Annotated in this window: 26 protein-coding genes; 20 read left to right on the forward strand and 6 right to left on the reverse strand. The window is 49.6% G+C overall.

Annotated elements, in window-relative coordinates; all coding sequences use genetic code 11:
- Positions 1-4: 4 nt before the first annotated feature.
- The 16 genes from ACAN56_RS07420 (at position 5) to ACAN56_RS07495 (ending at position 19,119) form a co-directional block, all read left to right on the forward strand.
- Positions 5-1,285 carry an extracellular solute-binding protein gene (locus tag ACAN56_RS07420; protein ID WP_379142051.1) on the forward strand — a complete coding sequence of 427 codons (1,281 nt, stop codon included), beginning with the start codon at positions 5-7 and terminating at the stop codon, positions 1,283-1,285.
- A gap of 119 nt (positions 1,286-1,404) precedes the next feature.
- Positions 1,405-2,289, forward strand: a complete 885-nt coding sequence (locus ACAN56_RS07425; protein ID WP_038599556.1) for a carbohydrate ABC transporter permease — start codon at positions 1,405-1,407, stop codon at positions 2,287-2,289.
- 3 nt (positions 2,290-2,292) lie between these two features.
- The gene (locus tag ACAN56_RS07430; protein WP_379141675.1) at positions 2,293-3,132 is read left to right on the forward strand and encodes a carbohydrate ABC transporter permease; all 840 of its coding nucleotides are present in this window, start codon (positions 2,293-2,295) and stop codon (positions 3,130-3,132) included.
- Positions 3,133-3,180: 48 nt separating this feature from the next.
- Positions 3,181-3,393 carry a hypothetical protein gene (locus tag ACAN56_RS07435; protein ID WP_379141677.1) on the forward strand — a complete coding sequence of 71 codons (213 nt, stop codon included), beginning with the start codon at positions 3,181-3,183 and terminating at the stop codon, positions 3,391-3,393.
- Positions 3,394-3,511: 118 nt separating this feature from the next.
- On the forward strand, positions 3,512-4,303 hold the full coding sequence (locus ACAN56_RS07440; RefSeq protein ID WP_379141679.1) for an SDR family oxidoreductase: 792 nt from the start codon (positions 3,512-3,514) through the stop codon (positions 4,301-4,303).
- Between the two features lie 262 nt (positions 4,304-4,565).
- Positions 4,566-5,288: an MgtC/SapB family protein gene (locus ACAN56_RS07445; protein WP_038590644.1), complete on the forward strand. Its 723-nt coding sequence runs from the start codon at positions 4,566-4,568 to the stop codon at positions 5,286-5,288.
- 86 nt (positions 5,289-5,374) lie between these two features.
- Positions 5,375-6,367 carry an aldose 1-epimerase gene (locus tag ACAN56_RS07450; RefSeq protein ID WP_379141681.1) on the forward strand — a complete coding sequence of 331 codons (993 nt, stop codon included), beginning with the start codon at positions 5,375-5,377 and terminating at the stop codon, positions 6,365-6,367.
- A gap of 183 nt (positions 6,368-6,550) precedes the next feature.
- Positions 6,551-8,356: an LTA synthase family protein gene (locus ACAN56_RS07455; protein WP_379141683.1), complete on the forward strand. Its 1,806-nt coding sequence runs from the start codon at positions 6,551-6,553 to the stop codon at positions 8,354-8,356.
- 78 nt (positions 8,357-8,434) lie between these two features.
- Entirely contained in the window at positions 8,435-9,448 is a 1,014-nt protein-coding gene (locus ACAN56_RS07460; protein WP_038590655.1) for a substrate-binding domain-containing protein, read from the forward strand.
- A 30-nt stretch (positions 9,449-9,478) separates the two neighbouring features.
- The gene (locus ACAN56_RS07465; protein ID WP_038590657.1) at positions 9,479-11,338 is read left to right on the forward strand and encodes a cache domain-containing sensor histidine kinase; all 1,860 of its coding nucleotides are present in this window, start codon (positions 9,479-9,481) and stop codon (positions 11,336-11,338) included.
- Positions 11,339-11,364: 26 nt separating this feature from the next.
- Entirely contained in the window at positions 11,365-12,588 is a 1,224-nt protein-coding gene (locus ACAN56_RS07470) for a response regulator (RefSeq protein WP_038590659.1), read from the forward strand.
- Between the two features lie 255 nt (positions 12,589-12,843).
- Complete coding sequence (chvE, locus tag ACAN56_RS07475) at positions 12,844-13,932, forward strand: multiple monosaccharide ABC transporter substrate-binding protein (protein ID WP_038590661.1); 1,089 nt, start codon at positions 12,844-12,846, stop codon at positions 13,930-13,932.
- A gap of 41 nt (positions 13,933-13,973) precedes the next feature.
- Complete coding sequence (gene mmsA / locus ACAN56_RS07480) at positions 13,974-15,524, forward strand: multiple monosaccharide ABC transporter ATP-binding protein (protein WP_379141687.1); 1,551 nt, start codon at positions 13,974-13,976, stop codon at positions 15,522-15,524.
- Positions 15,511-16,674, forward strand: a complete 1,164-nt coding sequence (gene mmsB, locus ACAN56_RS07485; protein WP_341092486.1) for a multiple monosaccharide ABC transporter permease — start codon at positions 15,511-15,513, stop codon at positions 16,672-16,674. Before mmsA ends, mmsB begins: the two co-directional genes overlap by 14 nt.
- A 168-nt stretch (positions 16,675-16,842) precedes the next feature.
- Positions 16,843-17,511: a TraX family protein gene (locus tag ACAN56_RS07490; RefSeq protein WP_379141690.1), complete on the forward strand. Its 669-nt coding sequence runs from the start codon at positions 16,843-16,845 to the stop codon at positions 17,509-17,511.
- A 93-nt stretch (positions 17,512-17,604) separates the two neighbouring features.
- Positions 17,605-19,119, forward strand: coding sequence for a copper amine oxidase N-terminal domain-containing protein (locus tag ACAN56_RS07495; protein WP_379141693.1), 1,515 nt, complete (start codon positions 17,605-17,607; stop codon positions 19,117-19,119).
- Between the two features lie 64 nt (positions 19,120-19,183).
- Here ACAN56_RS07495 and ACAN56_RS07500 read toward each other — a convergent pair whose 3' ends face one another.
- Together ACAN56_RS07500 and ACAN56_RS07505 are read right to left on the reverse strand one after the other, a co-directional pair.
- A complete protein-coding gene (locus tag ACAN56_RS07500) occupies positions 19,184-19,399 on the reverse strand; it encodes a helix-hairpin-helix domain-containing protein (protein WP_038590670.1) in 216 nt (71 codons plus the stop codon).
- A gap of 30 nt (positions 19,400-19,429) precedes the next feature.
- Positions 19,430-20,851, reverse strand: a complete 1,422-nt coding sequence (locus ACAN56_RS07505; RefSeq protein WP_379141696.1) for a metallophosphoesterase — start codon at positions 20,849-20,851, stop codon at positions 19,430-19,432.
- A gap of 270 nt (positions 20,852-21,121) precedes the next feature.
- Here ACAN56_RS07505 and ACAN56_RS07510 point away from each other — a divergent pair, with 270 nt between their 5' ends.
- A complete protein-coding gene (locus ACAN56_RS07510) occupies positions 21,122-21,721 on the forward strand; it encodes a nitroreductase family protein (protein WP_038590673.1) in 600 nt (199 codons plus the stop codon).
- A gap of 75 nt (positions 21,722-21,796) precedes the next feature.
- Positions 21,797-21,991, forward strand: coding sequence for a DUF2188 domain-containing protein (locus tag ACAN56_RS07515; RefSeq protein ID WP_038590676.1), 195 nt, complete (start codon positions 21,797-21,799; stop codon positions 21,989-21,991).
- 78 nt (positions 21,992-22,069) lie between these two features.
- On the opposite strand, the gene ACAN56_RS07520 is transcribed toward ACAN56_RS07515, so the two are convergent.
- Positions 22,070-23,281: a peptidylprolyl isomerase gene (locus ACAN56_RS07520; RefSeq protein WP_038590679.1), complete on the reverse strand. Its 1,212-nt coding sequence runs from the start codon at positions 23,279-23,281 to the stop codon at positions 22,070-22,072.
- A 316-nt stretch (positions 23,282-23,597) separates the two neighbouring features.
- Positions 23,598-23,933 (reverse strand): hypothetical protein, encoded by a 336-nt coding sequence (locus ACAN56_RS07525; RefSeq protein ID WP_038590681.1) that lies wholly within the window; start codon positions 23,931-23,933, stop codon positions 23,598-23,600.
- Between the two features lie 224 nt (positions 23,934-24,157).
- On the opposite strand from ACAN56_RS07525, the gene ACAN56_RS07530 reads away from it, so the two are divergent.
- Entirely contained in the window at positions 24,158-25,267 is a 1,110-nt protein-coding gene (locus tag ACAN56_RS07530) for a lactonase family protein (protein ID WP_379141700.1), read from the forward strand.
- Positions 25,268-25,405: 138 nt separating this feature from the next.
- Here the strand turns inward: ACAN56_RS07530 and hfq are convergent, their stop codons facing one another.
- On the reverse strand, positions 25,406-25,627 hold the full coding sequence (hfq, locus tag ACAN56_RS07535) for an RNA chaperone Hfq (RefSeq protein ID WP_038590687.1): 222 nt from the start codon (positions 25,625-25,627) through the stop codon (positions 25,406-25,408).
- A gap of 111 nt (positions 25,628-25,738) precedes the next feature.
- Here hfq and ACAN56_RS07540 point away from each other — a divergent pair, with 111 nt between their 5' ends.
- Entirely contained in the window at positions 25,739-26,419 is a 681-nt protein-coding gene (locus ACAN56_RS07540) for a phosphatase PAP2 family protein (protein WP_379141702.1), read from the forward strand.
- Positions 26,420-26,468: 49 nt separating this feature from the next.
- Here the strand turns inward: ACAN56_RS07540 and ACAN56_RS07545 are convergent, their stop codons facing one another.
- Positions 26,469-26,939 carry a hypothetical protein gene (locus ACAN56_RS07545; protein WP_379141704.1) on the reverse strand — a complete coding sequence of 157 codons (471 nt, stop codon included), beginning with the start codon at positions 26,937-26,939 and terminating at the stop codon, positions 26,469-26,471.
- Positions 26,940-26,971: the final 32 nt, after the last annotated feature.

The raw sequence follows: 26,971 nt of genomic DNA on the forward strand, positions 1-26,971 counted from the left end.
GTCCATGCTTGCCGGCTGCGGAGGAAACAATAACCCTGCAGCCACCGCAACCAATTCGGAAGCGACAGCAGGAGCAAATAACAAGCCGGCAGCTACAACCTCAGCGGAGCCTGTAACCTTGCGTATTGCCTGGTGGGGCGGAGACACCCGTCATTCGTATACTCAGCAAGTGATCGATATGTATGAAGAGCAGAATCCGAACGTTACGATTGAACCGGAATATGCGTCCTTTGATGATTACTGGAAGAAGCTGGCTCCCCAGGCGGCGGCTAACCGCTTGCCAGATATTGTGCAAATGGATATTTCCTATATTAATCAATATGGAACGAACGGTCAGCTGGAGGATATGGGCGCCTACTTAAACCAATCGATTCAGGTCGGAGACGTGAATGAGAATGTGCTTGCGACCGGTAAAATTGACAGCAAACAGTACGGCATTCCGCTGGGTGTCAATGTTCTTGGTTTCCAATACGATCCGGCACTGCTCAAGAAAGCCGGTGTAGACAGCATTCCTGAGAACTGGACTTGGGACGATTATAAGGAAATTGCACTCAAGAGCAAAGACGCCGGGTTGTATATAGACACCTCGATGGCGGCGGATGTCTTTTTCAACTACTATCTGCGCACCAAAGGAGTGTCACTCTACAACACGGACGGTTCTGCACTGGGTTATGAAGATGATGCAATGTTCAGTGACTTTTTCGGAATGCTCTCTGATTTGATTGTCAAAGGTGCTGTACCTTCCCAGGATAAGCTGAGCCAGAATAAAGGGGTTATTGAAGAGACGGATGTGGTCAAAGGAACGGGGATCGGGGTCTGGCAGTGGTCGAACCAGTATGTGGCCCTGCAAATTGCTGTAAACCGTCCGATGGCGCTGGCGCAAATGCCTGGGCCGGATATGGAAAAAGGGCTGTATATGCAGCCAAGTATGTACTGGTCGATCACAGCCAACTCCAAGGCTAAAGAAGAAGCGGCGAAATTTATTGATTTCTGGATCAACAATGCCGAAGCCAACAAACTGATCAAAGGTGAACGCGGCGTGCCGATTTCCAGCAAAATCAAAGAATCACTGTCCACTGAACTGACAGATTCCGGCAAACAGGTCTTCCAGTTCGTAGCGGACATGGAGCCGAAGACTTCGCCAATGAGCCCGCCGGTGGGGTCGCCGGAAGTGGTGGCCCTGCTGACCGACCTTGCCGAGCAAATGAACTTCGGCCAGATTAAGCCAGATGCTGCCGCTGCCCGGTTCCGTAAGGAAGCGAATGAAATTCTCGCGAACCGTTAAGGCAAACCCCGCCGTACTGTGAATTCTAAAAAGATTGGAGTTGGAGAACCTTGCCTTCCAGCCATCCCCTTACCGCACAACCTCCCGTCTATAGAGCGAAGAAACCGCTAGGGCAGAGGCTGCGCAAAAACCTGACAGGATACGCATTTATCAGTCCTTTTATTATTGGTTTCCTGAGCTTCACACTGGTTCCTATGATCATTTCCTTGTATCTGTCCTTTACCAAATATAATCTGTTCGCCCCCCCTCAATGGGTGGGGCTAGACAATTATACTAAGATGTTTACAGGTGATCCCAAGTACCTGCATTCCCTGAAAGTCACCTTGATGTACGTGTTCATCGGTGTCCCGCTGCGGTTGGGATTTGCCCTGTTTGTGGCGATGATCCTCAATACAAAGTCGCGAATGGTGGGGGCCTACCGGACCGTTTATTACTTGCCCTCCATCATCGGCGGCAGTGTGGCTGTCTCAATTATGTGGCGCAACATCTTTAGCGATACCGGAATTATCAACGGCCTGCTGGGATTTTTCGGACTTGGGCCCGTGAGCTGGTTCGGAGATCCGGGTGCCGCGCTCATAATGCTGATTACCTTATCGGTCTGGCAATTCGGTTCCTCGATGCTGATCTTTCTGGCCGGTCTAAAAAATATTTCCGGTGAAATGTATGAAGCCGCCAGTGTAGACGGTGCAAGCTTCTTCCGCAAGTTCTTCAAAATAACGCTGCCGCTGCTTAGTTCAGTGATTCTATTCAATCTGGTTATGCAGACGATCAGCGCATTTATGACATTTGTGCCAGCCTACATTATTTCCAAAGGCGAAGGAGGGCCGATGGACGGAACCATGCTTTATTCCCTGTATTTGTTCCGCCAGGCATTTATGTTCAACAATATGGGCTATGCGTCGGCTATGGCCTGGGTGATGCTCCTGCTCGTTGGAATTATGACTGGAATTCTGTTCAAAACATCCAGATCATGGGTTTTCTATGAATCGGGAGGAGGGAAATGAGCCATGGCGAAGTATAAAATGAAATGGCCGATCTATCACCTGCTTATCGGCGGACTCGCCATCATCATGCTGTACCCGATTGTATGGATGATCATGAGCTCCTTTAAGGAGAGCCGTTTGGTGTTCGTCACGGCGCAGCAGCTGCTTCCGCATCCCTGGGAGTGGGGGAACTACGCCAAAGGCTGGGAAGGGGTCGCAGGATATACGTTCGGCGTCTTTATCAAGAACTCATTCGTTATCGTCATTGTGGCTACTTTTGGTGCGGTGTTCTCTTCCTCACTGGTTGCCTTCGGATTCGCCCGCAACAAATTTGCCGGCCATGGCCTGTGGTTCGGGATCATGATGATGACGCTGATGCTGCCCTCGGATGTAGTGCTGGTGCCGCAATATATAATTTATACGAAGCTGAATTGGCTGGACAGCATCAGACCGATTGTAATTCCGCAATTTTTCGGTGTCCCGTTTTTTATCTTCCTGATGCTGCAGTTCATCCGCACGATTCCCGCAGAGCTGGACGAGGCGGCGACGATTGACGGCTGCGGTAAATTCAGATTGTATTACAAGATTATTCTGCCACTGATCCGGCCTTCTATGGCGACTGCAGCAATCTTCTCCTTCTACTGGCGCTGGGAGGATTTGCTCGGGCCTGTGCTGTATTTGAACTCTCCATCCAAATACACAGTATCCATGGGTCTCAAAATGTTTCTCGACAGTGAATCTGTTTCCAATTGGGGGCCGATGTTCGCGATGTCTGTGCTCAGTCTCACGCCGGTTATGCTGATATTCTTTATCTTCCAGAAGCAGATAGTGGATGGCATCAGTACCAGCGGACTGAAGGGTTGAGTCAAAGTATGATCTGCTCTGGAGAGAGCAGGAAAGGTGTGCTTAAGCATGGGAAGTTATCACTTTGATTTTGGACCGGAAGGCTGCAAAGAGCTGTTCATGTGGAGTTATCCCGGGGAGTTCCTCAAACATCCTGCGGGAGTGCAGGACAACACCCATTTTCAGATCCTGGGTGCCCGCTTGCTGTCGCAGCTGGTGGCAGAAGGCATCCGCGAGGCCGGCCTGAGTGCTTTGATCATTCATTTGCGCCAGGGAGACTGACCGAAGACTAATGAAATTAGACTTGCCGATTCACTCCCCTGTATGCGAGGTAAAGGTTAAGGAAAGAACTTAACCGGTAAGCGTATACAGATGATCTAGATTGGGAGGATTGGCTAATATGACAGACCAGAAGCTGAAAGGCAAGGTAGCTATTGTTACTGGAGGCGGTTCCGGGATCGGAAGAGCATCGGTGCTGGAGTTCGCCAGAAACGGAGCAAGGGTGGTACTGCTCGACCGGACGGTTGAAAATGCCGAGAAGGTTGTACGTCAGGTGAAACAGGAAGGCGGGGAAGCCGTCGTCATTGAATGTGACATTGCCGAACCGCAGCAGGTGGAAGCGGCGGTGAAGCAAGCGGCCGCGAAATGGGGGCGGCTTGATGTTGTGTTCGCCAATGCCGGGATAAACGGAGCGATGACTCCGATTGAAACGATGGATATTGAGTCCTGGGATCAGACGATTCATATCAACCTCCGTGGAACCTTTGCCACTGTCAAATATGCAATTCCGCATTTGAAAGAGAACGGAGGCAGCATACTGATCAACAGCTCGATTAACGGTAACCGCGTGTTCTCTAATATCGGTTTCTCTGCCTACAGCACGACGAAGGCCGGTCAGGTGGCTTTTATGAAGATGGCTGCACTGGAGCTGGCCCAATACAAAATTCGTGTGAATGCCATCTGTCCGGGGGCGATCAAGACGAATATTGATGACAATACGTATCCTTCCGACGATCTCAAAGAAGTGCAGATCGAGGTGAACTTTCCGGACGGCGGGCAGCCGCTGGAGGAAGGTCCCGGACGGCCTGATCAGGTGGCCAAACTTGCCCTGTTCCTGGCATCCGCCGATTCGGATCATATTACGGGAACAGAGATTTATTGTGACGGAGCCGAGTCGCTGCTGCATGGCTGATCTCTTCTAACCATGGGCAGCCAAGCATATTATGAATTGAATAGCTCTTCCTCAGAAGAAACGGAATCCGTTCCTTGTCATTAGCTCAGCCCAAGAGGGCTGCATCGCTGACGCAAAAGGCCGGGGATGCCGTTTCTTCTTGTTCATTAAGATTTAAATGTTTTATGAGGTTATCTTGCAATAAATAAAGCTAAGCTTTCATGTTGTTTTCAGGTATACTGATTCTATCTGTGTATTCATAAATATACTTTTAGGAGGAGCTATGGAGATTGATCTGCACACGGAATCGATAGTAAAGCTGCTTGTGGCCATGCTGTTCGGGCTGTTCATCGGTATCGACAGGCAATTAAAACAAAAGCCGCTGGGGATTCGGACCAGTATGGTCATCAGTATCGCAAGCTGTTTAGTGACGCTTGTCTCGATCCATGCTTATGACAAGTTCGGGGGAACGGACCACCCCAACATGGACCCGATGCGCCTGGCGGCGCAGATTGTCAGCGGGATCGGATTTTTGGGCGCGGGTGTAATCCTGCGCAGAGGCGGAGACGCGATTTCCGGATTAACTTCGGCGGCGCTGATCTGGACGGCCTCGGGGATTGGCATCGCGGTTGGAGCAGGCTTTTATGTGGAAGCGGGGTATGCAGTTGTGCTGCTGATGTTTGCCGTCAATGCTGTGCCGCTGCTGATCAAAGCCGTTGGACCACAGGTGCTGAACAAGCATGAGATTTCCGTCAAGATCATAATGGAGCCCAATTATGTGCTGACCGAGGTGATCCAGAAGATCGAGGGACGTCAAATGACCGATCAGCGAAAGACGAGAAGACCGGGACGGACGATCCGGCGGATGAAGATCAAGGATCTGGATGACGGCAGACAACTGATTGACATGGTGCTGTCTGCGCCTGATCAGGATTATGCGACGGAAATTTATTATGATGTGAAGAAAATTGAACATGTAATGAGCGTAGAAGTGGAACAGTTGTAAAAATGACATGTTCCCTTCTGGGCAGATGTGGTAATCTATTTAGGAGATAGTCATTTCGAACATATGGAAGGGAGAATAAAGTTATCATGTCGATTACTGCATTCGAAGGACAATATGAAGGAGAGGCTGCAGTCTGGCTGAAAGCGGGACGTTACGAGGCAGCTATCCTGCCGGGCATCGGCGGCAATCTGATTTGCTTCCGTGATACCGAAAACGGTTACCGTTTCCTGCATGAGCCGGGCGCGTCAGAGATGGAGGCCTTTAAAGCCAGCCCTGGAATTCACGGCATACCTGTACTGTTTCCTCCGAATCGTTATGAAGATGGGGAATTTCCATGGAATGGACAAACCTACAAGTTTCCGGTGAATGAGGCTGCAACAGGCAACCATCTGCACGGATTTTTACATACGGCTGCGTGGGAAGTTGAAGAATTCGGCAGCGGTAAAAGCGAAAGCTTCGTTACGGTGGCGATCAAGGTAGACGAGAATCACCCGTCCTATCAATACCTGCCGTTCAAATATACGGTCAAGCTGCGCTACACGCTGGGCGAAGCAACCGGGCTGTCCCAGCAACTGCTGGTCCACAATGACGGCGGCGAGCTGATGCCTTGCCTGCTGGCCTTCCACACGGCGATCAATGCGCCGTTTGCACCGGACAGCTCGCCTCAGGATTACCGTGTGAAGGCAACCATTGGCGAGCGTTGGGAGTTGAGTGAGCGTATGCTGCCCACCGGCGCTTTCCAGGAGTTGACGGCAGACGAAATCGCGTTGCGTGATGAAGGAGTCAATCCGTTCTTTGCGCCGATGGACAACCATTACACCGCTGTACCGCAAAACGGCCGCAACCGGATGGAACTGACGGACAGCAAGTCCGGCGTTACGCTCGTGTATGATGTCGGAACCTCCTACAAGCAATGGATGATCTGGAACAATGGCGCTACAGAAGGATTCTTCTGTCCGGAGCCGCAGATTAACCTGGTGAATGCCCCGAAGGTGGATCTTCCTGCCGATGAGATCGGATTGTTCGGCCTGAAGCCGGGCGAATTCTGGGAAGAAACCAGCCGTCTGTACGTGATATAGGGAGTAGAGATTCATAGCTGAACAACCCGGGTGCATCTAACTGATGTGTGCGGTGCTAAGGTCTCAAATGGGAAGTAAAGCCAAGCCTCACTTTTGTGGGGCTTTTTTTGTGCGTTCTTTTAATGCAGCTTTAAGCTAAATGGCGTATACTACACGTTTAGTATAGTTAGGAGTGAATTTTATATGCGATATTTTTTACCTTCCAAAAGATTGGGTTTCCTGCTGCTCGCTCTGCTGTTATGTGGCTTTGCTCTGAATTTCTTCATGCAAGCCGCTTCATTAAATATGGATGCGATGAGTGTTTTCAGCTGGATCGGAGAATATTACTGGTTGTATTTAGCCGGAGGCCTGTTCTTTTTCTTTCTCCTGCTGGTATTTTCTATGATATTGCCGAGCGTCTACGCCGGATCTGCGGTGGCCGCTGTGTTATGCATCCTGCTGGGTATTGTCGATTACAAGAAATTGTCCACCACCGGAGAACCGCTGTTTCCCTGGGATTTGATGCTGCTCAAAAATGCCGGGGAGATGAGCCATATTACCAAAGGCATGATTCCACCGCTTGCGCTGGCAGCTGCTGTTCTGCTTATTGCCGCTGTGGTCTGGCTGCTCTTCAAACTGCCGAAGATTAAGGTGTCCCTGCCGCTGAGAATGCTCTTTGCCGCGCTTTCGGTGGCGATGGTAACCGGATTTGTTTCGATGGTCGCCCATCAGTCTTCTTTGGCTGTTTCGATGAAATATCAGAACATTTTCTGGAACCAGAAGGTGAATTACAAACAGAACGGTCTCTTATTTGCCTTTGCCGGCAATTTGCGCCAGAGCCTGATCGAAGAGCCTGAGGGCTACAGCCGCAGAGCGATAGAGGAGATCGCCGCCAAATACAGCAAGCTGCCGGATCCGGTTCCGAACGTACAGGCAACACAGCAGCCGAACATCCTGTTCATGATGGACGAAGCCTTCTTTGATCCTACCCGTCTGCCGGGGCTCTCCTTTAGTGAAGATCCGCTTAAGTTTATCCATGGGGAAGAATCTGCCACACCCTCCGGTTTCCTGCTCTCTCCTGAGTTTGGCGGCAATACGGCAAATATAGAATTTGAAGCGTTGACAGGGATGTCCATGTATTTTCTTAAGGACGGTTCCATTCCATATCAGCAAAAAATAGTGAAAATGTCCTCGCTGCCTTCAATTGTAAGCATTCTGAAGGAGCGTGGCTACCGGGCGCTGGCGCTGCATCCGTATGACGAGACGTTCTACAACCGCAACCGCGTGTACCCGATTCTCGGATTTGACGCTTTTACCAGCGAGAAGGATCTGGACAATGCCGAACGCATCACACCGGAGGGATACATTTCCGATAAGGCGGCTGTACAGGAGGCTTTGCGGGAGCTGAAGGCGTCCTCTGACCCGGCGTTTTTGCATCTGGTGACCATGCAGAATCATTTTCCGTTTACGAAGGGGCACAATGGACCGAATACGATATCCGTTGAAGGCACTTCACCGTCCTATAAAGACGAGCTTGAAACCTACACACAGAATACCAAGCTGACCGATGAGGCGCTGGCGTATCTGCAGCAGGAGCTGCTAACTCTTGATCGTCCTACGATTGCCGTCTTCTGGGGTGATCATTTGCCGGCCTTGTCGGCCGGAATATACACGGATGCCGGCTGGGACAGCGAGCCAAGGCTCAAGCACGAGACAAAGCTGGTGATGCTGGCGAATTTTGATATTGGCAAAGAGCCGCTGAACACTCTCAGCCCGGCCTTTCTGGGTCCTACAGTCTTTAGACTTTCGGGTCAGCCTATGCCCCCGTACTACAAACTTCTGAGGAAAGTGCAGGATGAGATGCCCGGTCTGAGCAAGCAGGTGCTGATCGGTTCCAACGGTGCACTGACAGCTTTTACTCCTGAACAGCAGCAGCTGCTGGATGACTACCGTATGGTAGAGTACGATCTGCTGGAGGGCGAGAGTTATTCACAAGATTTGTTGTTCTGAGGGATTCCCATCTCTTATTAAACAAGGTATCATGGCAATAGCTGTGCTACCTTGTTCTTTTGTGAAAGGGGTTACATTTTGAAAAAGCTGTGGATGGTATATGTGCTGTTAATCGGTATTTTTCTCGTTTATGTGCTGAATTACAAGCTGCAGGCTGACGCTGCGGATCCATGGGAGACAGCCGGTCTGCGCGGCAATATAGAAGATAAATATGTGATGGTTACCTTTCAAAGTGGAATTGATTATTGGAAAAGCGTACTGAAGGGCTTCGAAGATGCTGCGGAGGAGCTGAATGTCTCCGTCGAATACCATGGCTCGACCCAGCATGATGCCAATGAGCAAATGACAGTATTGGAGCAAATGATAGCCAAAAAACCGGCGGGAATTGCCATTTCGGCAGTCAATTCCGAGCTGCTCACAGCGACGATCAATAAGGCCGTGGACAGCGGCATCCCTGTCGTGCTGTTTGACTCGGGAGCACCGGACAGCAAGGCCTACTCTTTCCTTGGCACTAACAACTACAATGCCGGAGTTGAAGCAGCGCGGAAGATGGCCCAGCTCACCGGCGGCAAAGGGGAGGTGGCGATTATTACGACCCCGGAGCAGCATAATCATCAGGAGCGTACGGACGGCTTCAGCGTCACCATCCGCAGCGAATTCCCTGAGATGAAGCTGGTAGCAATCAAGGATGGACGCGGCGATCAGGTGGCTTCCAGGGAAGCGGCGGAACAGCTGGTAGCGGAATACCCGGAGCTTACAGGTATCTTTGCTACGGAGTCCAATGGGGGAATAGGAGTAGCCGAGGCGGTGGAAATGAAGCAGGGAGCCGGATCATTACTCAAGATCATCAGCTTCGATACTGATAAAGGCACACTTGATCTTGTTAAAGAAGGCAGAATCGCCGCCACGATGGCGCAAGGTACCTGGAATATGGGCTACTGGTCGCTTACGGAGCTGTTTCATTTACACCGTGATCTGGATGAGGACCCTGCCGCCTACGCCAATAACAAGCCTATTCCTGTGCCCGATACGGTAGACACCGGCATTGATGTGGTGACCCGGGCCAATGTGGACAACTATTATGCCAAATAGAAGCAGGCTGATGCGGGGGGGGATTGTCTTATGCGGAAGAGCGGCTTGACGATGGAGAAGCTGAAGTTTAACAATCTGCCGATCCGGTATAAGCTGATCATCCATTTTTTATTGATCAGCATTCTGCCTTCGATCGGGCTAGGATTGCTGATTGGCTGGACGGTGGACCGGATTATCGAAGAGCAGAGCAACGAGAATACGATGCAGCTGATCGGCAAGGTCAATACGGCGCTGGAAAATGATGTGGAGAATCTGCAGAAGATAACCTACCTGATTTCTTTTGATCCGGGGGTGCAGGCTTTTCTGGATGGCACCGAGAAGGCGGAAACGCGGTTGAAGGAAGCAGGCACAAGCGGAGAATCGGCAGAGTACAATATCCGCAAGTTTCTGCAGGGCTTTACTACGCTTAGCTCTGAAATTGCCGGAATTATGCTGGTCAACCGTGAAGGCAATTTCATAAGTAATGAAATGTATGCCCGCCCCGAAACCCGTGTGACTAATGAAGCATGGTACAAGGAGGCTGTTGATAATAAAGGGATATTCAAAATTGTCGGACATCCTTATGGGCGCGCAGTCATGTCCCATGTTGATTATAAAGAAAGCGAAGTGGTATCCGCCGTGAGAGCGATTGTTGATCCGGAGACGCAGGTGGTGCAGGGCGTGGTTCTGGTCGATTTGAAGCTGCGGGTCATTGCCGAGACGGCGCGCGATGTGACGCTGGGCAAAACCGGTTATTTGACGGTAGTGGATGACAGCGGGGAAATGATCTATGCTCCGCAGCATCCTTTTATGCAAAAGATTCCGGCCGGCCTGTTCAGTGAAACCTCCGGCATCACCTCGGAGACTGTCGACGGCCGCCATTTGCAGTTGATCTACAGGACTTCTGCCTTTACAGGATGGACGACAATGGGCGTCTTTCCAATGGAGGAATCAGCTTATGGCGTGCGGGAGATTACGTTTAATGTCGTAACGTTTGTGTTTGTGGTCTGTATGCTGGGGATGACGGCATCCTTTTATCTGGCGTATTCGATTTCCCGCCCGATCGGCCAGCTCGCTTCCTTCATGAGCAAGGCGCAATCCGGCGATTTGACGATCCGCTACTGGGGCAACCGCTCGGATGAAATCGGGCTGCTTGGCCGCAGCTTCAACAGTATGCTGGCCCAAATCAGCAGGCTGCTCTCCTTGACGGAGCTGCAGGCCCGGCAGAAGCGGGAGGCGGAGCTGCGCAGTCTGCAGGCACATATCAAACCGCATTTTTTATATAATACGCTGGATACGATCCACTGGATGGCCCGCAGCAAGGGGGCGGAGGATATCGCCGAGGTGGTCCAGTCTTTATCCAAGCTGTTCCGCCTTGGACTCAGCAAAGGCAGCGACATTGTCCCGCTCTCCGATGAGCTGGAGCATATCATCAGTTATCTGAAGATCCAGCAGGTCCGCTACAGCAGCAAGCTGACGTATAGCATTGAGGTGGAGCCGCGGCTCCGGGAGCTCTATGTGCTTAAGCTGCTGCTTCAGCCGATGGTAGAGAACGCGATTTATCACGGAATCAAAGAGCGGCGCGGTCCGGGTCAACTCACCATTTCGGTGGTAGAACGTGAGGGGGATTTGTACTTGACAGTTACAGATGACGGGGCAGGTATTCCGGAAGCGCAGCTCTCCATCCTGAACCAACGGCTTGAGGCTGTCGGGAGCAGCAGTGACGCTGCGGAAGCGGAACAGCCGCTTCCCGGCAGCACAGGGAGCGGCTACGGCATTCTCAATGTCCAGGCACGGATTAGGCTGACCTACGGGCAGCCATACGGACTCCGCATCGACAGCAGACAAGGTGAGGGAACCGCTGCAACGATCCGGCATCCTGTCGTTCGTGAAGCGTATCCCCGCGATTGATTATGGAATGGAGGGAGCAAGCGCATATGGAATACTGGAAGGTCATGATTGCCGATGATGAAGACATCATCCGTGAAGGAATTAAGCAATGTGTGGACTGGGAAGGGCTTGGCCTGCAGGTAGTTGCGGAGGCGGAGGACGGTGAGGAGGCGCTTGAGCTTGCGCTTCACCATACCGTCCATATCGCACTCGTTGATTTGAATATGCCGATTATGCATGGAATTGAACTGATGAAGCGGCTGAGGGAGCAGCTCCCCGGCTGCAAAATCATCGTGATTACCGGACATGACGAGTTTGTCTTTGCCCAGGAGTCGATAAGGCTGCAGGTGAATGATTATATTCTCAAGCCTGCCGAACCAAAGCAGCTGATGCAGGTGCTGCGGGGTGTCCGGGATGAACTGAATGCGGTGAGAGAGCGGAACCAGCATTTGCAGCAGGCCTCCAAACAGATTAGCAAAAACTTTCCATTGCTGCGTGAACGCTTCTGCCAGGAATGGCTGGACGGAAATCTGACCCGGGAAGAAATCCTTGAGCAGCTGCATTTTCTGCAGTTGCCGCTGGAGCGTCCTGAACTGATCGGCATCATCCGCTGGAGATGGGAAGCCCACCCCTCGGGAATGGGGGAGAAGGAACGCCAGCTGTTTCTTTTCGCCATCGAGAATATTGCCGCCGAACTGCTGGAGACGTACCCGAAAGTTATTTTTCGCGATGCGGCAGGACTAATCGTAATTCTTCTCTGGCATGAAGCGGGAGAGCGTATAATGGCCGGAGTCGAAGCTGCCGTACGCTGTCATCTCAAAATCGCCGTCGAAGTGGGAATTCAGCCCGTTGAAGGAGAGATTGAGGAGCTGGCCTCCTCATACCGTAAATGCAGAGCGGAGCTTGCCAAGGAGCAGCCTTTATCGCCGCTGGTTCGCCGGGCGAAGCAATATATCCTTGAGCATTACAGTGAATACGGCTTGACCCTGGAGGCGATGGCGGGCTCTCTTCAAGCCTCTCCGGTCTATCTCAGCCGCCTGTTCAAGCAGGAGCTCGGCGAATCCTTTGGAACGTATCTGACACAGATTCGAGTGCGCAAAGCGGCACAGCTGCTGCATTCCACGGAAATGAGCATCCATGAGGTAGCAGAGCGTTCAGGATACGAGACCCAGCATTATTTCAGCACCTCGTTCAAAAAGCAGACAGGAGTGTCCCCCCTGCAGTTTCGTAAGGGCGTGCTTCCCGGAGAAGCCGGCCGTGATAACGAGTAAGTGGCAGGGAGCAGAAAGTTAGAGTGCCCGTTGAGTACTTGAAGTCCATAGTTGTTCAGCAAGAGGTTCCCACATGCAGGCTCCGGCCTCATGTGGTTTTTTTGTTTTTATGTAAACGCTGACAAAAAAGGTTTTGATTTTATAAAAACAGTAGTTTGAGTGTAAATACGGGGCCGTATCCCCCTTGTTATACTCGACTTGTCAAACGGGAAACGCCCGCGAAGGCAACAGAATAGTCCAGGGGGGAATACAGCAATGAAAAAATACTCATTGATCATGTTGACACTGGTAGTTGTATTGATCATGTCCGCTTGCGGCAACACAAAAAATGCAGGCGGCAGCTCGGATGATTCCAAAGGCAAGGTAGGGATTGCTATGCCGACGAAGTCGTCGGAGCGCTGGGTGAATGACGGCAACAACATGGTGAAGGAGTTCGAGAAGCTGGGATACGGCACGGATCTTCAATACGCCGAGGATGTCGTGGAGAACCAGGTGTCGCAGATCGAGAATATGATCACCAAAGGTGTAAAGGCAATTGTCATCGCTTCTATTGACGGTGAGGCCCTGACTGATGTGCTGCAGAAAGCGCATGACGCAGACGTTAAAGTGATCGCCTACGACCGCCTGATCAAAAAAAGTGAATATGTCGATTATTATGCTACCTTCGACAACTTCAAGGTCGGTGTGCTGCAAGGCTCCTATATCGAAGAAAAGCTTGGCCTGAAGGACGGCAAAGGGCCGTTCAACATTGAATTGTTCGGCGGTTCACCGGATGACAACAACGCCTATTTCTTTTTTGATGGCGCGATGTCCATTCTGAAGCCTTACATTGACTCCGGCAAGCTGGTGGTCCGCAGTAAACAGACCACGATGGATCAGGTCGCTACCTTACGCTGGGACGGTGCTGCCGCTCAAGCGCGGATGGATAATCTGCTCAGCGCCAATTATGCGAGCGAGAATCTTGATGCCGTTCTGTCCCCATATGATGGCATCAGCATTGGAATCCTGTCTTCCCTAAAAGGTGTGGGGTATGGCTCAGGTGACAAGAAGCTTCCGGTTGTCACCGGTCAGGACGCCGAGCTGGCCTCTGTGAAGTCGATTTTAGCCGGAGAGCAGACCCAGACCGTATTTAAAGATACCCGTGAGCTGGCCAAAAAAGCGGTAGATATGACGGAAAGCGTACTTAAAGGCACAGAGGCAGAGGTCAACGACACAACTACCTATGACAACGGTGCAAAAATCGTTCCTTCCTACCTGTTGGAGCCGGTCTCTGTGGATGCAGGCAATGTGGATAAAGTGCTGGTGGATGGCGGCTATTATACCAAAGAAGAGCTGGGAAAATAATCGGCTGCAACAGTGACTATTGAAAGCTGGGTGAAAAAGCAATGAGTGACTATATCTTGGAGATGAACAGCATTACGAAGACGTTCCCCGGCGTCAAAGCGCTCTCGAATGTGAATCTGCAGGTCAAGGCTGGTGAGATCCATGCGCTTTGCGGGGAGAATGGAGCCGGGAAATCAACGCTGATGAAAGTGCTGAGCGGTGTCTATCCGCATGGGACATATGAAGGAGATATTTTATTCGAAGGCCAAGTCTGCCAGTTCAAGGATATCAAGGACAGCGAAAATCTGGGTATAGTCATTATTCATCAAGAGCTGGCATTGATTCCGTACTTGTCTATTTCGGAAAATATCTTCCTCGGCAATGAGCAGGCAAAGCATGGGGTGATCAACTGGAACGAAACGACGGTAAAAACCAAAGAACTGTTGGAGACAGTCGGCTTAAAAGAATCACCGTTTACCGGAGTATCAACGATAGGTGTCGGCAAGCAGCAGCTCGTGGAGATCGCGAAAGCGCTCTCCAAGGAGGTGAAGCTGCTCATTCTTGATGAGCCGACGGCGGCACTGAATGAGGATGATAGCGAGAACCTGCTCAACTTGATCCTGGAACTGAAAAAACGGGGGATTTCCTCGATTATCATCTCACACAAGTTGAACGAAATCGAGAAGGTAGCGGATTCTGTAACGATTTTGCGGGACGGCCAAACGATCCGGACACTGGATATGAAGTTGGATGGAGTGACCGAGGATGTCATTATCAAAGGCATGGTCGGACGCGATCTTACGAACCGCTATCCCGAGCGGACACCGGATTTGGGCGAAACGATCTTTGAGATCCGTAACTGGGAAGTGTATCACCCTACACAGGTTGACCGCAAAATGCTCCATGGGATCAATCTTCATATCCGCCGCGGGGAAGTTGTCGGCATTGCCGGACTTATGGGAGCCGGACGCACGGAGCTGGCGATGAGTGTCTTCGGAAAGTCCTATGGCAAAAAGATCAGCGGCCAGATCTACATGCATGGACAGGAAGTGCATTTGAACGACATCAATAAAGCGATAGAAAGCGGACTGGCTTATGTAACCGAAGACCGCAAGCAGTATGGGCTTATTCTAATCGACGATATCAAGCGCAACATCTCGCTCAGCAATTTGCGGAAGCTTTCCCGCCGGGGTGTCATTAATGAGAATGAGGAAGTGCTGGTTGCAGAGGAATACCGCAGGAAGCTGAACATCAAGACACCGAGCATTTTGCAAAAAACAGTCAACCTCAGCGGCGGCAATCAGCAAAAAGTGGTGCTCAGCAAATGGATCTACGCGCAGCCGGATATCCTTATCCTGGATGAACCTACACGAGGCATTGACGTAGGTGCGAAATATGAGATTTACTCGATCATCAACGGGCTTGCTGCGGAGGGTAAGGGAGTGCTGGTTATTTCTTCAGAGCTGCCGGAAATTATCGGCATGTGCGACAGGATTTATACGATGTGCGAAGGCCGGATCAGCGGCGAAGTGGAGCGGCAGGATGCGTCGCAGGAGCTGTTAATGAAGTACATGACACGAAGCAAGGGGGCAACACCGCATGGCAGTCATTAGTGGGATTTTCAAAAAGAATATCCGCCAATACGGCATGATCATTGCACTGATCTTTATTTCAATTTTCTTTCAAATCCTCACCGACGGCATTTTGCTCAAGCCGCTGAATGTTACGAATCTGATTCTGCAAAACAGCTATATCCTGGTTCTGGCCATCGGGATGGTGCTTGTCATCATTACGGGACATATCGACCTGTCCGTCGGATCGGTGGCAGCATTTATCGGGGCACTTTCAGCGATAATGATGGTCGACATGCAGCTGAATCCGGTGCTTGCTGTCATTCTTTCACTGCTGATGGGGGCGCTGGTTGGTGCCTGGCAGGGCTTCTGGGTTGCCTATATCAAAATCCCCGCATTTATCGTCACCCTGGCAGGAATGTTACTGTTTCGCGGCTTGACGATGATCGTACTGAATGGGCAGTCCATTGCCCCGTTCCCCAAGACATTCCAAAAAATCAGTTCCGGGTTCGTCCCCGATATCGTGAGCGGCGGTTCGCTGAATGTGCTGACCCTTATTGTGGGCATCATTCTTTCCGTTCTGGTGGTGTACCAGGAATTCAGAACCCGCAAAATCTCTGTGAAATACGGTTTTGAGCAGTCGGCGGTCTGGTTGTCCATCGCCAAAGCCGGAGCATTGGTGATTGTAATCAACCTCTTTACCTTCGTGATTGCTCAATACAACGGGATTCCGAATATCCTCGTCATCCTGCTTGTGCTAATTGCGATCTACTCCTTCGTGATGAATCATATGACGATGGGCCGGCATATTTATGCGCTGGGCGGCAACGAAAAAGCAGCCAGTCTCTCCGGTGTCAAAACCAAACGAGTTACCTTCTGGGTGTTTGTCAATATGGGTGTACTCGCGGCCTTGTCCGGTCTGGTATTTGCCGCCCGCCTGAACTCCGCCACTCCAAAAGCCGGAACCAACTTCGAGCTGGATGCTATCGCAGCCTGCTTCATTGGGGGAGCTTCTGCTTCCGGCGGAATCGGCACAGTGGTGGGAGCGATCATCGGGGGGCTGGTAATGGGCGTCATGAACAACGGTATGTCCCTGGTTGGCCTGGGCGTCGATTGGCAGCAGGGCATTAAAGGGCTTGTACTTCTTCTGGCCGTAGGGTTCGATATTTACAACAAGTCGAAGACTGCGTAGTTAAGGATGTATTGTCACAGAGCCATTCCCGCAACCGTTGCGGGGAGGGCTCTTTTTGGCATAGTTGGAAAGAAGAAGCTGTTCATATCTGTATCCGTACCTTACAATAGAAAAGACTTCTTGATGAATAGCTATATATAATGTAGATTATGAACCAGGAGGATAGACATGCAAATCATCGCGATGCTGACTATGCTGATCGACCATATCGGCTATATTTTTTTTCCGGGAGAGCTTGCCTGGCGGTATGTTGGGAGAATTGCTTTTCCAATTTACTGCTACGGACTGGTGCAGGGGCATATACATACATCATCGAGGGCCAGATACCTGCGGCGGCTTCTCTGGATTGCGTTGATTGCACAGGTGCCATATAATCTGGCGCTGGATCCCGGAGGCTGGAATGTCGTATTTACTCTGCTTCTGTCTGCTATTGTGCTTGTAATCCTGGATAAGTTGCCTAGCCTTTGGTTTGGCATTCCTGTGGTAATTGCAGCGGTTTTTCTAATGGATGTTCTTCCGCTCGATTATAATGCCTACGGTCTGTTGCTGGTGCTGATTTTCCGCTATGCGCGTTCCTATTGGCTAGTTCTGGCACATTTTGTTTTGAACGGGTTTTACCTGTTCTACAGCGGCTGGCTGGTCCAGATGGTCAGCATTGTGCCTACGCTGCTCATTGCTCTGACCCCGGGAGTATGGGGGGTTCTGGAGAAAAAACGCCTTCCGCGCTGGGTATGGTGGTCCTTTTACCCGGCACATTTAGCGCTGCTCGCCTTGTTGAAGATTCTGATTTTCCAGAATTGGGTAACTATAGATTGGCGAGGTTTGTTAACTTTATAGCTGGTTACCAAATGATGGCGTATCCTATGCAAATCCTTCCTCATTTTGAGTTGATGGATAGATCACAAAAATAAACGTAAGAGGAGACATGCTATGAAGAAAATGAAAGCAAGAACCAAGTGGTTACTCCCGATTCTCGCACTGCTGCTGATTCTGGCGGGCTGTCAGACGGTCGGCGGACTCGACGTCAATAAGGCGTTACTAGGGGATCTGGATGTTAAGTCTTCTGAATCCAGCACAACCTTTTCCTTGAATGCTGTACCTGCCGCTGGAATCAGCGCCGAGGATCAGGAGATGGTAGATCTTATCAATTCTTTTTCCGTTAATATTGCTCATGTAAAACTGCAGGACAACGGCAATGTATCTGCTGCCGGATCAGTTGGCTATAAGAAATTGACAGTGCCATTCACACTGTTTATGGATAAAGAAGCCATAGTGTTTACAGCGGAAGGGGCGAAGCAGCCGTTCTACTTCCCGCTTGAAAGTTATGAAGAAGAATTAGGTGTGGAAGGATTTGATCCGACAAAAGCACAGGAGATTTCCAAGCTCCTTACGACGTTTGTGGTGAAGAATCTTCCGAACCCTGGTGCAATTAACGTATCCTCCGTAAATGAAGCCGTATATGGTCAGCAATTGAACCTTACGAAGCTACATACGGAAATTACAGGTGACGAGCTGCCCGCATTAGTGAAAAGCTTCCTGAAATCTGTTTCTAATGATACTGAAGGATTTACTGCGCTGATCAGCGGCCTCTATGATTATCTGTATCCGATTCTTAAGGCATCCGGAATGGAAGAAGGCTTGAGCGATTTCGGACTGGGTGATATCCCGTTGAATGACAAAGAAGGTGTCGTAACAGTCGCACATGATGCCGCCAAGCTGGCGGTGGATGCTCTTCTCCTGGTGTACGACAATCAGGTGAAGAACCTGTATAAGTCAACTCCTGAGCTGAACACCATTCTCGGCAAGGATACAAAGCTGCAAGTGGATCTGTTCGTGGACAGCGGATTCCATATCCGCAAGCAAAACGTAGATCTGAAGGTAGCACTTCCAGCTAGTGAAGACCTGCCGCTTCAGAGCATTTCGGTTAAAGCAGAAACCCAGACCTGGAATGTAAATGGAGCTGTGACAGCCGATGCCATCAGCAAAGAGGGAGCATTGGATCTCTCTGAAACCCAGCTTACACCGGGTCAGACGCTGAGAAGCTTTGATCAGAATTCTGCAGTATACAAACTGCTGAAGGATGATTTTGGCATTACAGCCAAAGATCTTGTGATTGCCCCGGATGATGATTATTATTATCCGATTGTAGAAAACGGCACAACGTATGTTCCGCTGCGCTACCTGGCAGAGGATCTGGATGCAGTGGTGAAATGGGATCCTGTGAACAAGGCGATTAATGTTACCGATGATGTGTATGGCGACGTTGTCGTGTTCAAGGTAGGCTCTGCACAGGTCTTGATCAACGGTAAGGCAGTGAAGATTTCACAGCCAGTATTCGTAGACGAGTACGGTGATGCCTATGTGCCTCTCCGTCTGTTGGCGGAAGCTTTGCATGCTACTGTTAAAGTAGATGAGTACGGTTATATTGACATCCACCGTCCTTAAGCAAATGTGAAGCAATAGAAAAGAAGGCCGGAACTCCTGTACATAGGAGTTCCGGCCTTTTTGATTATTCGGCAAATGACAGCCCTTTGGCCGCAAGTGCCTGACGGATCTGATCCATCGCTTTGGGTCCCATGCCATGCAGCTTTAGCACCTCAGCTTCGCGGAGTGTAGTGAATTGCTCCAGGCGGCTGTATCCGGCAGCGGTAAGAGCACGTTGTGCCGGCTTGGACAATTTGGCGGGGAGCTCGCTGTCTAGCTTGAATTCAGTGATGTCAGCCACTGGAAGTGCTCCTCTCTTTGCACAAGGTTCCTATTGTTTGGTGAGGACAATCTTAAGTGAGGTATGGCTCTGTTCCTGATTCTCGGCCATGCTGCGGATATAGCCGGACATGAAGCCGCCTTCCATACCTTCCCACAGTTTGTAGCCCGGCATGGCTTTAATCTCATCAATCGAACTGGCTGCAGTTCCTGCAAAGTAATTCACATTTAATTTGGCCATTACCTGAGCCATCGACTGCTTTTCTGCTTCGGTAAAGGATGTTTCTTTGAGCTTATTCATCGCCTTGTTGTAGGAAGATCCGGCAAAAGTTTCTTCTGCATATGTCTTAAAGTTTAGCAGATGGGGATCGTTAATTCCAGATGCTGCGGCCCAGCCCTCCACATCAACTGCAGCCGTATGATAGGTTACAGCGCGGGAGCTTGGATCAAAGGTCATAGCTCCATATTGATGGGGATTCACAGCCATAGCACTTGTAGCGATATCATATACCGGCAATGCTTGAGAGGCTGCCTTATTCTCTTCGTTAACGGGTGGATCACGGCGGATATCCTGCATATGAATATGCCCGGACAGTACCAGATTCAGCCCGCTCCGGCGCAGCATCTTCATTGCTTCCTGGCTGTTGTTCAGCTTGAAGCCGGAAACGGACATCGAGGTGTGGCTCAGCAGGTTGTGGTGCATTACCGTAATGATCGAAGCATGCTGCTCGGCCGCCAGCTTTACACAGTCATCCATCCAGGAGAACGTACCTGGAAGAATACGCCCGTCGGTTTGCGGAAAGCCGTATTTCTCGTTGTTGTTGTATTGGCTGCTGTCAATCATCAGCAGATATAGTTCTGGCGCTGCCTTTACGAAATAACTCAGGCTGTTCTTGTCCCGGGATATGGCTTCATTATATCCGAAGTCTCCGTACATTCCGGTAAAATCTTTATCAGTGATATGCTCTGCAACAAGCTGCTTGTCCCCTTCAAAGGATCTCGCCCAAGGGTTGAACAGATCATGATTGCCGGGTATGACATACACAGAGGTACCCATATTCTCAATACGTTTCAGCTTCTCTGCAAGCTCCTTATGGCTGCTTGCTTCACCATTATTGGTCAGATCGCCGCTGAGAATAAGAAATTTCGGCTTCTGCTGCTGCACATCATAGAGCAGAGCTTCCGCAAGCTCATCGCTGTAAGGCAGCATTTTGCCGTCGCCACCGCTGACATAGGACTGGAAAGCAGTTCCGCCATCTTCCAGCGCTTTATCCAGGTAGTGGGTATCGGTTGCTACCCAAAAGGATACCGGCTCGGTATTTTGTTCCGAAGAAGACGGGACCGCTGTTGAAGTTGGTGGCAATTTTGTGTCTTTGCATCCGCTGAGGCCTAAAGATGCTGCCAGCAATATAGATAAGGTCCAAGTCGTAGTGTTTTTTAGGGAAAAGGGGTACTTCAAAGACAATAATTTCATGGTTGAAACCTTCCTTCTGCACTTTTGCTGAACTATTGTAGCTTATTTCTAGCGGAATTGTATATCGGAAAGTAAGGCGATGTTTCGAAACCTGTACAGGTGATTATAGAAAAATAGTGGAGAGGGTATAAATATCGGGATTCCTGCGACAATAAGTGTTGGTGAAAAGAGAAGAAGCAGGAAATAGTTGTGAAATAGTATTGTGTTACCAGAATAAAAGTGTTAAGATTTAGAAAAGTTAGTTACTAAATAAATGGAGGTAGTTATTTTATGTCTAAAAATTTTCTGGAAGTAGTAAAAGAAAGACGTTCCATTTATTCACTCAGCAAAGAAACTCCGATTTCCGATGCTCAAATCAAAGAGATTGTTGAAGCTGCGGTATTACATAGCCCAACTTCATTTAATTCCCAAAGCTCCAGAGCCGTTGTTCTTCTAGGCGACAAGCATGATAAACTATGGGATATCACTGCTGAAACCCTGCGCAAGATTGTTCCAACAGAACAGTTTGAAGGCACTGCTCAAAAATTGGCTTCCTTCAAAGCAGGTTATGGTTCCGTATTGTTCTTCGAAGATCAGACAGTGGTGAAGAGCCTGCAGGAGAATTTTGCCCTGTACGCCGATAATTTCCCGGTTTGGTCCAACCAGTCTTCCGGGATTCTGCAGTTTGTAGTATGGACAGCATTTGCAGAAGCAGGCCTAGGTGCGTCACTGCAGCACTACAATCCGCTAATTGACGATGAAGTGAAAACAACCTTTGACATTCCTGCAGAATGGAAGCTGATCGCCCAAATGCCGTTCGGTAAAATTGCTACCGCTCCGGGCGAGAAAGAATTCCAACCGATTGAAGACCGTGTAAAAGTGCTTAAATAAGCATCCTATAGAGATGTTTAGAACCTCCTTGACCGGGCTAATAAGTACTATAGCCTAATCAAGGAGGTTTTCATTATGCCGTGGAACAAGGATGATTACCCGGATTCACTTAAGAATTTTATGGCGCCTGTACGTAACAAGGCGATTGAGATAGCCAATGCCCTGCTGGAGGAAGGTTATGAGGAAGGGCGAGCCATCTCGATTGCGACAGCACAAGCTAAAGAGTGGGGCGAAAATCACGATAAGCAGATCCGTAAGAAAAATCATTAGACAAGAAGAGGACCAGGCGGTTAACCGCCTGGTCCTCTTCTGTGGGAAAGCTTGTCCTGTTAAATATTGCGAACTGCCTTATTTGGCAGGGGGTGCTTCAGTTGCTGAAGGTTCTGCGCTTGTTTCTGGAGGTGCAGATTCTTTGGCATCAGTGAGCGAGTTGGTGATCTTTGCTTTGCTATTCAGCTCCGACAGCCAAGTGTTTGACATTTCGGATACCTTTTGTGCTTTAAGAGTCTTTTCGATTTCTGCTTTCTTTTCTTCCAGCGTATATTCTTTTGCTTCCTTGCGGTCGGTCACCTTGATAATGTGGTAGCCGAAATCACTCTTTACTGCACCGCTGGTTTCACCGACTTTAAGCTTAAAGGCCGCATCGGAGAATTCAGCAACCATATCACTGCGTTTGAAGAAGTTAAGATCGCCGCCGTTCTCTTTGGAAGCAGTATCCGTAGACTTTTCTTTAGCTAGCTTGGCAAAATCCGCTCCTTCTTTAAGCTGCTTGACGATGGAGTCAGCTTCCGCTTGGGTGGCTACAAGAATATGGGAAGCCCGGACTTCTTCTTCCTGTTTAAAGGAAGCTTTGTTCTCATCATAATAAGCGGAAATATCTTTTTCCGTAACGGTTACTTTCGGTTCAATCAGCTTGCGGATTTTCACTTGCATAGGCATTTGCTTCTTCAGATCATCAAGGGTCATATTACTTTGTGACAATGCAGCGTTCAGGGCGTCTTCACCGCCGAGTTGAGTCTTAAGATCTTCAATCTCCGCATTGAGGTCCGCGTCGGTAACGGTGACATTGGCTTTCTTAGCTTCCTGATCCACAAGGGTAGTTGTGATCAGGTTCTTCAGTGTAGCTTCACCGCCGGCTTCAATCAGTTTATCGTAAAGCTGAGCTTTCGTAATGTCGGTTCCATTAACGGTTGCAACAGCTGTCTTGCTGTCGTCTTTTTGGAAAGGCGGTTTAATCAGTACAATGATAAGCGCAGCTGCGAGTACAATAGAAGCGATCATCCAGCCTTTTCCAGCTTTAGGGGAAGATGACGGTGGAGGAGCTCCAGCGCCCACTTTGTTCATTACTGGAACATTTCTTTCAGCTTCTCTAACAGCAGGTGTCTCAACGGATTCGGCAGTTTTAAACACTGGTGTTTCGGAAGCGTTGACATCACCGGTTGCTGGAGTAGACGCTGCCTCTTGGACTAACCCTTCATTGTTGTTTACGGAAGTGTTGCTTTCCTCCGTTGTTCCATTGTTGTTCTGGTGTTCGTTTTCGCCCAAATCTCTTTTGTCCATTATAATTAATGACTCCCTTCAATATAGGTGTTGCCTGTCTTTCTACAACTTTACCAGAAATCAGGATTCCAAACCTTAAGAAAGTATAAAAAAGTATATTTACTTTTTAAGATTCCATTAAGACAAGTGGAAACGGCTTCGCCGTCCTCAAAAGGACGGTATCCGTTTCAGCGAGAAATAGAAGGATAATTTATAGCGTGAAGCATATAAATTCTTATATTTTAAAGGAAAAACCGGAGTTGCATGGTTGCACCACGCGCTTCCGGTTTATGTAGAAGATATAAGAATGTATTCGTATATCTCTGAGTGTATCCGCTTAGGAGCTGAGGCCTCTGAGCAGATGTCGAATACTTTCCTGCTTCCGTCTGGGAACACGGACATTTTTGGCGTACAGGCCCATTTCACCGAAGTAGATACAGTCATCCTCAATTGCGCTGATCTTGTTCAGATTAACGTAGCAGCCTCCGTACACATGATAATAGCTGGCATTGGATAATAAACGATTCAGTTGCTCGGCAGTCATTCTCTTTTTAATGTTGTAGTTTCTGCCGTGAAAAATGACCAAGTCGTGATCTCCGACTTTAAAGAACAGAATGTCCGTCTCCACCTCGAAGTCCTCATATACGTTTCTGGCTTCCAGCAGGCTGCTCATTCGTGTTCCCCCTTTATAAAAATTTACGTTGATGTTAGCGCTTTCATTATATCATATCCAATCTGATTTGAGAAGGCTTATTTTTGAAATGTTTTTTGTCATTTTTTACGTTGCATTTGTCATAGACGCTGAAAAATTGTAAATTATAAAGATGACTGCCGTTTAAAACTGCGGGCGGTTTGGATGATACTATAGTTATGAAACCATGGAGGAGGAATACCGAGATGAATGAGAATACTAAACTGTTATTGTTTACTGGCTCCTACGCAAGTGCGGAAGAAAGCGGAGTTCAGGTGTTTGAGTTCAACGGGGAGGCAGGGGGCACACTGGAACTGCTGGATACGGTGCAAGGTATCACGAATCCCACCTTTGTTAATGTTGATGCTTCGGGACAACGGCTGTATGCCATTGGTGAACAGGGGAATCGTGAAGGCGGCAAGGAAGGCGAGGTTGTCTCCTTCGCCATTGATTCACAGACAGGCAAGCTGACCGAACTGAAGCGGATTCCAACGATGCCTGCCGCAGGCAAAACCCAAACCACCACCTGTCATATCTCCAGAGATCTGGAGAACGAATATATCGTTGTGTGCAGTTACCATGGCGGAAGTATCGGTCTTGTGGCACTTGATAAGCAAGGGCTGCCGCTGGCGCTTACGGATACAGCTCAGCATACCGGACATGGCACGCATCCGGAACGCCAGGACCGGCCGCATCCGCATTCGTCCGTATTCAGTCCAGACGGGCGTTTCCTGTTTGTGTCGGATCTGGGACTCGATCTGATTCGTTCCTACCGGATCAACCGGGAGCGGCAGACGCTCGAGGTTCATGACGAAACCCCGCTGCACAAGGGAGCAGGTCCAAGGCATTTTACCTTCCACCCGGATGGCAAATCTGCTTATGTTATCAATGAAGTGGATTCCACGATTACTTCGTTTACATATGACAGCAGTGCCGGAACCTTGCATACGGTCGTAACTGTGCCGACTCTGCCAGCGGATTATGAGGGGGAGAACACTTGCGCTGAAATATCTTTGTCCACGGACGGCCGCTACCTTTACGGCTCCAACCGCGGGCATGACAGTATTGTGGTCTATGCTGTGGATGCCGAATCCGCTGCGCTTACGTGGGTAGAGCATGTGTCTACACGCGGCGGCCATCCGCGCCACTTTACAGTGACCCCTGACGGAGCATTTCTGATTGTTGCCAATCGTGACGGGAACAATCTGGTGGTATTTTCCCTCGATCCTGCCAGCGGGCGCCTTAGCTTCACAGGCAATACAGCAGAGGTGTCAAAGCCGGTATGTGTTAAGCCTGCTGTATTCTTCATCTCGTAAGTTATCACAAGACAGAGCGGTTAAGTGGACTTCATTCGGGTTAAATCCGACAAAAGGAACACCGGGGAATTGCTCCGGTGTTCCTTTTGAATTAAGGCTGTAACGTTATGGTGGTTAGTGGTGATGTAAAATGGCTTGTTATTTAAGTGAGACGGGCTTAAGCGGCACAACCGTGGAAACTGCCGATTTAAAGAGCACATTTTGCCTGCCGTCACCCTGTCCGTGCAAGGTGATCGTGTAAGCGTCGTATGAGGTCACAATTCCCTGCATTTTAACTCCGTTGGTTGTAAAAATCGTCACGGGCACCTTTGTTGAAATACATTGGTTCAACAAACGTTCCTGTAATTTTAGACTTTCCACTTTGGCAGCACTCCATCTTTTTTATGAATTGACTTCCAGGCCAATTATAACACGGGAAAGACTCTTCCTGGAAATGTGGTGGACGGCGCGGAATTAGACAAGGAGGTAGTTATGCTTTATTATCAGTACTGGTCCAGAGGTTTTCGCCGGTTTTTATGGTTTTTGTTAGGATTCAGTGTGATTGCGACACTTGTATTCCTGAACAAGACGGCTTCCTTTGATACCTATATTATTCATATTGTCCAATCTGCAGAATCTCCTGCACTTACTTCGCTGGCTAAAGGATTGTCACTGGTGGGTTCCTCCAGTCTGGCGATCGGCATCTCGCTGTTGACGATGGCGTTGCTATTCTTTCTGCTGAAGCACCGGTTGGAGCTGATTTTGTTCCTATGGGTTGCATTAGGTTCGCAGCTGCTGAATACAATGATGAAACTGTGGTTTCACCGGGAACGCCCCAATATTCACCGGTTGATTGAGCAGGCGGGATACAGCTTTCCCAGCGGTCACTCCATGGCCGCCTTTTCCTTGTATGGTGTAATCGCCTATTTGCTCTGGCGGCATTTGCGGCGGCACCGTGAACGGTTTTTACTGATTTGTTTTACGGTTCTGATGACAGGCGGCATCGGGTGGAGCCGGATTTATCTGGGTGTGCATTACCCGAGTGATGTGATCGGAGGGTATACCGCGAGCGGTGCGTGGCTGATGCTGTCCATCGGTATATTTGAAGCCTACCGGAATTCACGACAGCGCAAATCTGCCGGAACAATTAATCAAGCGGATACCCGCAGGTAGACCTGCGTTGTATCCGCTTGATGTTTGGTGGTTTTCTTTTTTTGAACGATTAGGGTTTGGCTTGATGTGCACTCGACGCATTGGCAATGCTCAGCTTCAGCAAAGCAGGCAGTCCGGCTTTTAGCTTCTGGACTTCGTCGGATGTCAATTGCCCGTCTTTGATGGACTCATCCAGCTTCAGGTTGGCGGCCTCACTCAGTTTTTGAATATATTGCTCCTCGGTCCAGCCCTTTTTCTCCTTAGCCAGCGTGTAGAGGGTTTTACCGCTTTTCAAACTGCGGATCAATTCTGTACGGTCGATCTCAAGCAGCTTGGCCGATTCATTCAGAATAAAATAACCTCCGGCTTTAAAGCCCCGCACATGATGTGGATGGGAGGAATGTTCTTTTCCCGCATGAATGCTGTCCGGTGCAGGTGAAGGTGTGCTTCCGGCAGTGTTGTCTGCAAATGCAGCGGCTGGAGCCAGACTGAGCATCACGGCTGCGGCAAAGGCTGTTATTCTTTTAATGTTGTTGCTCATGATTCACCTCTTGTGATCGTTATGGGTACTGC

It is taken from the genome of Paenibacillus paludis (assembly GCF_042610515.1).
GTDB lineage: Bacteria > Bacillota > Bacilli > Paenibacillales > Paenibacillaceae > Paenibacillus_AQ.

Coding starts and splice junctions, on each gene's coding strand:
- ACAN56_RS07420 (WP_379142051.1), top strand. CDS start 5: ATGCTTGCCGGCTGCGGAGGAAACAATAACCCTGCAGCCACCGCAACC.
- ACAN56_RS07430 (WP_379141675.1), top strand. CDS start 2,293: ATGGCGAAGTATAAAATGAAATGGCCGATCTATCACCTGCTTATCGGC.
- ACAN56_RS07435 (WP_379141677.1), top strand. CDS start 3,181: ATGGGAAGTTATCACTTTGATTTTGGACCGGAAGGCTGCAAAGAGCTG.
- ACAN56_RS07440 (WP_379141679.1), top strand. CDS start 3,512: ATGACAGACCAGAAGCTGAAAGGCAAGGTAGCTATTGTTACTGGAGGC.
- ACAN56_RS07445 (WP_038590644.1), top strand. CDS start 4,566: ATGGAGATTGATCTGCACACGGAATCGATAGTAAAGCTGCTTGTGGCC.
- ACAN56_RS07450 (WP_379141681.1), top strand. CDS start 5,375: ATGTCGATTACTGCATTCGAAGGACAATATGAAGGAGAGGCTGCAGTC.
- ACAN56_RS07455 (WP_379141683.1), top strand. CDS start 6,551: ATGCGATATTTTTTACCTTCCAAAAGATTGGGTTTCCTGCTGCTCGCT.
- ACAN56_RS07465 (WP_038590657.1), top strand. CDS start 9,479: ATGCGGAAGAGCGGCTTGACGATGGAGAAGCTGAAGTTTAACAATCTG.
- ACAN56_RS07470 (WP_038590659.1), top strand. CDS start 11,365: ATGGAATACTGGAAGGTCATGATTGCCGATGATGAAGACATCATCCGT.
- chvE (WP_038590661.1), top strand. CDS start 12,844: ATGAAAAAATACTCATTGATCATGTTGACACTGGTAGTTGTATTGATC.
- mmsA (WP_379141687.1), top strand. CDS start 13,974: ATGAGTGACTATATCTTGGAGATGAACAGCATTACGAAGACGTTCCCC.
- mmsB (WP_341092486.1), top strand. CDS start 15,511: ATGGCAGTCATTAGTGGGATTTTCAAAAAGAATATCCGCCAATACGGC.
- ACAN56_RS07490 (WP_379141690.1), top strand. CDS start 16,843: ATGCAAATCATCGCGATGCTGACTATGCTGATCGACCATATCGGCTAT.
- ACAN56_RS07495 (WP_379141693.1), top strand. CDS start 17,605: ATGAAGAAAATGAAAGCAAGAACCAAGTGGTTACTCCCGATTCTCGCA.
- ACAN56_RS07505 (WP_379141696.1), bottom strand. CDS start 20,851: ATGAAATTATTGTCTTTGAAGTACCCCTTTTCCCTAAAAAACACTACG.
- ACAN56_RS07510 (WP_038590673.1), top strand. CDS start 21,122: ATGTCTAAAAATTTTCTGGAAGTAGTAAAAGAAAGACGTTCCATTTAT.
- ACAN56_RS07515 (WP_038590676.1), top strand. CDS start 21,797: ATGCCGTGGAACAAGGATGATTACCCGGATTCACTTAAGAATTTTATG.
- ACAN56_RS07520 (WP_038590679.1), bottom strand. CDS start 23,281: ATGGACAAAAGAGATTTGGGCGAAAACGAACACCAGAACAACAATGGA.
- ACAN56_RS07525 (WP_038590681.1), bottom strand. CDS start 23,933: ATGAGCAGCCTGCTGGAAGCCAGAAACGTATATGAGGACTTCGAGGTG.
- ACAN56_RS07530 (WP_379141700.1), top strand. CDS start 24,158: ATGAATGAGAATACTAAACTGTTATTGTTTACTGGCTCCTACGCAAGT.
- ACAN56_RS07540 (WP_379141702.1), top strand. CDS start 25,739: ATGCTTTATTATCAGTACTGGTCCAGAGGTTTTCGCCGGTTTTTATGG.
- ACAN56_RS07545 (WP_379141704.1), bottom strand. CDS start 26,939: ATGAGCAACAACATTAAAAGAATAACAGCCTTTGCCGCAGCCGTGATG.